The following is a 7,149-nucleotide window of genomic DNA, read 5'->3' as shown; positions in this document are numbered from 1 at the left end:
CGATGCAGATCGAATATTGCCGGGTTTTGGAAAGCTGATAAAAAATCATTCTCTCCCTGATCAAATCATCCAACTAATTGCCGACGCGCATTCGTTAGCTTAATCCAACTGAATATTGTGATCATAGTAAATTCTGAAGAAGACACCGGCCGGGGGGGTGTCAAACCAAGGGCCGTTTGCAAAAGGTCTATGCCTCTCATAATGCCCAATCAACTATCACTTTTGGTATTTGTAATATCAAAATTTACCCGCCCGAAACAGCGAGGAGCCAAAATTAATAAATATTCCATACCAAAGCAAGCCTTATAATTTAATTTTCAGTTAGTGTCTGAACGAAAACCCCTTTGTAAGTGTATCGATAGTGAGGTGAAATTTACTTCAGATATTTTTCGGCAGTGATGAAAAAAATACGAGCGGAAAAGGTCGACTGCTTCGTGAAACGGAATTTTTTCAGAAAAATAACTTGACAGCGGGCGGCAAATTATAATAATTCAATTATAATTCAATTATATTAAAAAAATAAGCGAGCGGGGCGTTTTTGATATGGACCTTAAAAGGTCTTTAAACAATCCGCCATCAGGCCCTTCCGGATTTTGAACGAAAAGGAATGGTAAAATGAAAAAAACGGCATTGCTTCGCAGTTTGATCCTGGATGAAGGGATTCTTGTTATGCCCGGCGTCTTTGATTCTATTTCGGCAATTCTGGCTGAAAAAGCCGGCTTCAAGTCGATTATTCTGGGTGGTTATCCGACAGCCGCCACTCGCCTGGGCAAACCGGACCTCTCTCTGGTGACCCTTACCGAGATGGTCGATCATGTTCGCAATATTGTCGAAGCCGTTGAGATCCCGGTATTCGTAGACGGAGATACCGGCCATGGTGAATTGCTCAATGTTCGGCGAACCGTCAGGGAGTTCGAAAGAGCCGGCGTGGCCGGGCTTTTCATCGAAGATCAGGTTTTTCCCAAGCGCTGTGGCCACATGGAGGGCAAACAGGTTATTCCTGCCGAGGAAATGGTCGCCAAGATTAAGGTCGCCCTTGATGCCCGTATCGATGAGGACCTGGTCATTATGGCCCGGACGGATGCGCGTGCGGTCAACGGGCTCGACGACGCCATCCGGCGTGCGAATCTGTACCGTGAAGCCGGGGCCGATCTGATTTTCGTGGAAGCGCCGCAATCGGTTGCGGAGATGCGGAAAATCATCACCGAAGTCGACGCACCCAATCTGTCCAACATGGTCGAAGGCGGAAAAACTCCTCGAATGGACGCCCGGGAACTGGCGCAGATCGGTTACGACGTGGTCGCCTTTCCTCTGTCAGCCCTTCTGTCGGCGGCACATTCGATCGCCGGGGTGTTTAAAGTGCTCTTCGAAACCGGTTCAACCGAAGCATCCCTTGACGGCATGATGACGTTCAGCGAATTTAACCGGCTGTTGCGGCTGGAATCGTTTCAAAACTTTATCAATAGATATCAATCGTAGATGTGACTGTAGGTTTTTGCATTCATTGAAAATGATCACGCTTTGGAAAGAGGGAGGTAACAAAATGAAAAAACTGGGAGTTGTGGTAGCGATTGCATGTATTTTATGTTTATTTGGATCCGGACCGGTTTCGGCTGCAGACAAGGTCATCAAAATTACCGTGCCGGCCCATATCACACCGGGTTACAAGGACATGTACGACGGTGTGCAGCGTTTTGTCGACCGCATCAATGAATTGGGCAAGGGCGAGATTCAAGCAGAGTTGTACCATTCTCAGAGCCTCTACAAGGTCAAAGAAATAGTGCCGGCCTTGATAAACGGCTCGTGTGAAATCATTTTTCACACGAGTACTCACACCACCGGCAGTTGGCCGGAGGTCGGCGGCCTTTCCCTGCCGCTGCTTTATAATGACGAATATGAAGCAAGGGACAAGTGGATGATCGGCGGGGAAATCCTCAATCTCGTCAACCAGGAAATGGGACGCAAGTACGGCGTGCGGATTCTGGCTTCGGGAATTTTGGAGGGACTGGTCATCTGCACCCGAGACAAGGTGATTACCGGCCCAGATGACTTGAAGGGAATGAAAATCCGGGGCACCGGCAAACCGGATGCCGATTTTGTAAAGGCCTGCGGGGGCTCGCCGACATTCTTGTCGTCTTCCGAATTGTATGAAGCCTTCAGCAGGGGAACCATCGACGGTCTGGTCACCTACCCGGGTACGATCGTGGCCCGAAATCTGGACGAAGTGCTGGGAAACTTAATCGATATGAAGCCGATGCTCAGCGCCTGGGGATATCAGATCTATGTGCTGAACAGCACGTTCGAGAGCTGGCCGAAAAGCGTTCAGAGTGTCGTCCAGACGGCAGTCTATGAATACGACTACCGCTATCTGAACGAAGCGATGGATATTTACAAGCAGAGCATTCGACCGCGTCTGGAAAAGAAAATGAAATTTTCTTCCCCCAGTGCGGCACAGATGGACAAATTCAGGGAAATCGCCCGCAAGACTTATGGCGATTGGCTCAAGACGGTCGATAGGGATTTTGGTCAAAAGTTTTTGGAACTGAACGGTGTAACCTTGAATTAGATCACAGCAGGCGGTGCGGGAGAAGAAAGGTATGTTGCCTCCTTCTTTCTCACCGCCTGCCATCGAGGGGGGGGGCTGTTGCCGCTCACCATTTTAAAACAAAACTGTGTGCGCTTTCCCAAAGGCGGCTTCGGAATTGCCGAACAAAGTTCAAAATCAGACTGCACACCTGGAGAGTTGAATCCGCCTGGGTAAACCGCAGCTTGACGTCGTTGGAAGCCATTCTCTCTAACTTTATGGCTGGCGTTTCTCGGGCTGCCTCAGAATTCTGAAAAGTGGACATTATGAAACTGTTGCATCGAGTTAACGAATTACTGTCGCGAGCAGTCTTTTACTTGGCGACGGTCGGCACGCTCCTGGTGGTGGCGATCGTTTTTTGTAATGTAATTGCTCGCTATCTTTTTAACACACCGTTTCATTGGGCTGAAGAGGTGACCTCGATTACGGTCATCCTGATCGGCTTCTTTCCGGCGGCCGCCCTTTTGCGCAAGGGCTGGCATGTGAAATTCGATTTGGTTTCCGACAGAATTGAATCCCGGTTGCCCCGTGTCTCCAACGCATTGCAAATTCTTGTCAATCTGTGCGGAATTGCCTTCGCGGGCATCATCGTATGGCAGACGGGGATCAATATACTCAATAGCTGGAAGTTCAACATGCGTGAGCCTTCCATGCTGGGAACCCCTCTGTGGGTGCCTTATTCGTATATGCTGATCGGATCTATTTTACTGCTGATAGCGTTCAGCTGCCAGCTGTTCGACAATATTTCGCAAATTAAAGGAGCCCGGAAAAGTGAGTCCTGAAATTAGCATGATCGCTGTTTTTGCCACACTAAGCATTCTGACCCTTTTAGGCGCCCCAATTTTTCTGTCTCTCGGCTTTTCGAGCCTTGTGGGCATGTTCATGGTAAGAGGGGTTCAGGGCCTTTTTCAGTTACCCGCATCGATGATGGGCCAGTTGGACAGCTTTTTGCTGGTGGCCCTCCCGCTGTATATCTTTATGGGAGAAGTCCTCAACCGAAGCGGCATCGGTGCTGAAATTTACGATCTTCTGGAAAAGTGGTTGCGGCGGATACCCGGAGGGCTGGCAATTGCCAGTATTCTTTCGTGTGCCGTGTTCGGAGCCATGTGCGGGGTCAGTATTGCCGGAGTGGCTGCCATCGGAGTTGTGGCGATTCCCGAAATGCTCAAACGCGGATATAACCGCCCGCTGGCGGCCGGATCCGTAACCGCTGCCGGTGCTCTCGCCGTCTTGATCCCACCGAGTATCTCGTTCATCATCTATGGCGCTATATCCGGTGTTTCGGTGGCGAAACTGTTCATCGCCGGTATCGTTCCGGGAGTCATTTTGTCGCTGATGATGGCCAGCTATGTTTTATTGCGCGTGCTCAAGAATCCCGCCCTGGCGCCACTACCTGAGGGCACCTTTTCCTTTCGCGACTCCCTGGCACCGCTCTACAAGCTGTGGCCGGTCATATTTCTGCTTACCGCCGTGCTTGGCACGATTTATTGCGGCATCGCCACCCCCACCGAAGCGGGGGCCATCGGCGCAGTCGGCGCTCTATTTGTGGTTATCCTGAGGCGTAAAGTGACTGTCCGCATTTTTATAGAGATTCTGACCGGTTCCATGCGCATCGCCAGCATGCTGTTGATCATTATGGCCGCTGCTTTTGCCTTCGGGCAGTACCTGAATCTGGTGCGGCTGCCGTTAACGCTCAGTCGCTGGGTCATCGGGTTCAATGTCAGTCCGATGCTCGTGATTGTGACCATCATGATTTTTTTGATTATGCTGGGAATGTTTATCGACGGCGTTTCCCTGATCATCGTGACTACCCCCGTAATTTTACCAACTATCATCGCCCTGGGCTATGATCCTCTGTGGTACGGAGTCCTGTTGGTGTTGAATCTGGAAATTGCGACGATCACGCCACCCGTCGGTCTGAACCTATATGCCATGAAAAGCGCAATCGACGATCTCAAATTGGGAGAAATATTGAAGGGTACGCTGCCGTATGTTATTGTAGAAGCCATCGCTCTAACCCTTTTTTTGTTGTGCCCCAGGCTGGCAATGTGGCTGCCCAATACCATGTAACTGAATCGGAATATTTCCTTGCCCGGTACGGCCATGGCGGCATCGACGCCGGCGCTGCCTGGTAGATTCGTGCGGCTACGGGCTAAAATTCGGTGATCGATTTTTTGGTCTCATCCTGACAACGCAAACGAAGCGAATCCAGGGCGAACTGATGGGTCCGCCTTCGGTTCAAACGATAACCTATGGATAACAAATGACAAAATTCAAATATTCACAAACAACCGAAAAAGCTTACGAGATCATCAAAAAACAACTCATCGAGGGCAAGCACGTTGCCGGCGGTAAACTGGACGAACGCAGCCTGAGCGATGAATTGGGCACAAGCCGTACTCCGATTAGGGAGGCCTTGAATCAATTGCGTCAGGAAGGGTATATCGAAAGAGTTCTCAGGGTCGGCCATGTCGTCAAACATTTTTCTTTAAAGGAATTTAAAGAACTGTATGCGGTCAGGACGGTTCTGGAAGTAACCGCCGTCAGAATGGCCCTGGATCATAGCGATGATGAGAAAATCGCCGCGTTGCACTCGATTCTCGAATCCAGCCACAAGAGCACTCAACTGCCAGGCCAACGAAGGCAATATATCACCGACGAAGGTCTTGAATTCCATATGCTGCTAAACAGCTACTGCGGTAACGAAACTCTCTATAAATATTTGAGTAGCGTGACGGAAAAAATAACCCTGATTCATCGCCGGCTCAAGGAAGACAGCTCGGGGTACGACAGATCCTGCGATAGCCTCGTCGAACATCGCCGTATATTCGAGGCTTTTGCAAACAGAGATGCCGACCAGCTGGAAAAAGCGGTCAGGGACCATAACGCATCGGCCCAACAGTACGATATCGACTCACTGCTGAGGGATGGCAAGTCCCTTATATAAATCGAATTCCATGCCGACAAGACCGGTGTTGTTTTCGAACGAGCCGGACGACGTCGAGGGCTTTTTTAATTTAAATGATTATTTAAACAGACTTATGAAAGGTTGATACTATCGTGATCAATAAATGTGTTCAGCTCAGAAAGATGTTACAAAGTGGCAAACTTATCGTTGCTCCGGGCGCCTATGACGGAATTTCCGCCCGTCTGGTGGAAAAGGCTGGGTTTCCGGCAATTTACGTCACCGGTGCCGGAGTTGCCAGCAGCCGCCTGGGGTTACCGGATATGGGGCTCACGACCATGATCGAAGCCTTGGAGGCTGTCAGGAATATCGTCAACGTGACCAGTATTCCGGTTATCTGCGATGCGGATACCGGCTACGGCAATGCCTTGAATTTAATACGCACCGTCAGGGAATTCGAGAAAATCGGCGTTGCGGCGCTTCAGATCGAAGACCAGGTGACCCCCAAGCGTTGCGGCCATACGGAAGGCAAACAGCTCATCACAAAAGAGGAGATGGTAAAAAAAATTGAGGCCTTTCGCTTCGCTAGAACAAACGACGATCTGGTTCTGATCGCTCGCACGGATGCCATCGCCGTAAACGGATTCGACGATGCTATCGAAAGAGCCCGAGCCTACGCAGCAGCCGGGGCGGACGTGATTTTTGTCGAGGCGCCTTGCTCAGTCGAACAATTAAAGGCAGTTGTCCAAGCCCTGCCAGGTGTTCTGTTGCTGGTCAATATGGTGGAAGGCGGCGGTAAGACCCCGATCCTGCCCGCGTCGGAACTTGAAGCCATTGGTTTTAATCTCGCGATTTATCCCACCTCCGTCTGGATGGCTTCTATCTACGCTATTCAGAAGGTCCTCCAAGAGCTGAAGATCCATGGAACGCCTGATGGGTATGCCGATAAAATGGTTTCCTTTGAGGAAATGTTTGAGTTGGTCGACCGTTCCGGTTACATGGCCTTGGAGAAACGATTTTTGGCATTGTAAGCCCCCAACGTCACCGAGCAGGAGAGATTGTTGAGATCGCCGCCCCTCTGCATGGCTGTGGACGGTGATCCCGGCAATCCGGAAAGCCCTGGGGTGGCCGACGGCTATTTTCCCAGTTCTCGCTCAGATAGATCGCCGTCGGGGTGAAAAGCGCGTCCGACCGGTTCAGTAGGCTTGTCGGTTTCTGAAAGAGCAAAATGTCTCAGACCGCGTGCCTGAAGGCTGCATATTCGGTGACGAACGGACTCGAACTGTCTGGTGGAGGGGCAAGTGCGTTCATCGATGGGCATCTTCCGGAATTCAGGCAATGGGCACGCCATCGTTACTTGTTTATAACCGGCAGGTTATATAACATTTTTGCAGATCTACTTGTGGAATAATGCATAGTAAAAGAAGTGCCTCACAGCATGATAACACATAGTATTTGTTACGAATGTAACTATTTAGTATGATTAAATAGCTTTTATTTGTGTTCGTTGAGTGAATGTTTCAGATTAAGATTTAAAGAAAAGTTGGAGGTACTATGGGGAAAACGATTGCAGAAAAAATTTTTGATTCCCATTTCGTGGACAATCCCGCCGGCGACATTCATGTCATCCGCCTTGATGCGGTGTTCTGCCATGAGATCA

General features: G+C 50.0%; 6 protein-coding genes. All 6 read left to right on the top strand.

Annotated features, from left to right (window positions below; genetic code table 11):
- Positions 1-615: 615 nt before the first annotated feature.
- The 6 genes from PHQ97_15665 (at position 616) to PHQ97_15640 (ending at position 6,520) form a co-directional block, all read left to right on the top strand.
- Complete coding sequence (locus tag PHQ97_15665; protein ID MDD4394169.1) at positions 616-1,479, top strand: oxaloacetate decarboxylase; 864 nt, start codon at positions 616-618, stop codon at positions 1,477-1,479.
- Between the two features lie 64 nt (positions 1,480-1,543).
- Complete coding sequence (gene dctP / locus PHQ97_15660; protein MDD4394168.1) at positions 1,544-2,566, top strand: TRAP transporter substrate-binding protein DctP; 1,023 nt, start codon at positions 1,544-1,546, stop codon at positions 2,564-2,566.
- A 284-nt stretch (positions 2,567-2,850) separates the two neighbouring features.
- Positions 2,851-3,366 carry a TRAP transporter small permease gene (locus PHQ97_15655; GenBank protein ID MDD4394167.1) on the top strand — a complete coding sequence of 172 codons (516 nt, stop codon included), beginning with the start codon at positions 2,851-2,853 and terminating at the stop codon, positions 3,364-3,366.
- Positions 3,356-4,654, top strand: a complete 1,299-nt coding sequence (locus PHQ97_15650; GenBank protein MDD4394166.1) for a TRAP transporter large permease — start codon at positions 3,356-3,358, stop codon at positions 4,652-4,654. Before PHQ97_15655 ends, PHQ97_15650 begins: the two co-directional genes overlap by 11 nt.
- A 193-nt stretch (positions 4,655-4,847) precedes the next feature.
- On the top strand, positions 4,848-5,531 hold the full coding sequence (locus PHQ97_15645) for a GntR family transcriptional regulator (GenBank protein MDD4394165.1): 684 nt from the start codon (positions 4,848-4,850) through the stop codon (positions 5,529-5,531).
- Between the two features lie 113 nt (positions 5,532-5,644).
- Positions 5,645-6,520: an oxaloacetate decarboxylase gene (locus PHQ97_15640; GenBank protein ID MDD4394164.1), complete on the top strand. Its 876-nt coding sequence runs from the start codon at positions 5,645-5,647 to the stop codon at positions 6,518-6,520.
- Positions 6,521-7,149: the final 629 nt, after the last annotated feature.

It is taken from the genome of Desulfobacterales bacterium (assembly GCA_028704555.1).
Lineage (GTDB): Bacteria > Desulfobacterota > Desulfobacteria > Desulfobacterales > JAQWFD01 > JAQWFD01.
Note: the sequence above shows the minus strand (reverse complement) of the source record. Positions and strands in the feature narration are given on the sequence as shown.

What these genes read in the sequence shown, in the direction of transcription:
- PHQ97_15665 (MDD4394169.1), top strand. Translation starts at nt 616, where the DNA reads ATGAAAAAAACGGCATTGCTTCGCAGTTTGATCCTGGATGAAGGGATT.
- dctP (MDD4394168.1), top strand. Translation starts at nt 1,544, where the DNA reads ATGAAAAAACTGGGAGTTGTGGTAGCGATTGCATGTATTTTATGTTTA.
- PHQ97_15655 (MDD4394167.1), top strand. Translation starts at nt 2,851, where the DNA reads ATGAAACTGTTGCATCGAGTTAACGAATTACTGTCGCGAGCAGTCTTT.
- PHQ97_15645 (MDD4394165.1), top strand. Translation starts at nt 4,848, where the DNA reads ATGACAAAATTCAAATATTCACAAACAACCGAAAAAGCTTACGAGATC.